The organism is Alkalicoccobacillus porphyridii, assembly GCF_007293315.1.
GTDB lineage: Bacteria > Bacillota > Bacilli > Bacillales > Bacillaceae_D > Alkalicoccobacillus > Alkalicoccobacillus porphyridii.
Map to the genome: position 1 here is coordinate 1 of NZ_VLXZ01000214.1, position 273 is coordinate 273.

Sequence of the window (273 nt, forward strand, 5' to 3'; positions counted from 1 at the left end):
GATGGCCTGACGAATACGGTCGCGGTTTTCAATCAGTGCAAAGCGAACATGCGTATCACCATAGTCGCCAAAGCCAATCCCCGGCGAGACACAAACCTTCGCTTCGTTAAGGAGCTTCTTGGCAAATTCCAGCGATCCCATGGCCGCATATGGTTCCGGGATTTTCGCCCAGACATACATCGAAGCCTTCGGCATTTCAACCATCCAGCCCGCTTCATGCAGCCCTTTAACCAATACATCACGGCGGCGTTTGTACTGTTCGGCAATGTCGCG

1 protein-coding gene is annotated in these 273 nt (G+C 53.1%); it reads right to left on the reverse strand.

The window, feature by feature from the left end:
• Positions 1-273, reverse strand: a 273-nt coding sequence (locus FN960_RS24075; protein ID WP_143850814.1) for an aminotransferase class I/II-fold pyridoxal phosphate-dependent enzyme, incomplete at both ends; no start/stop codon positions are given.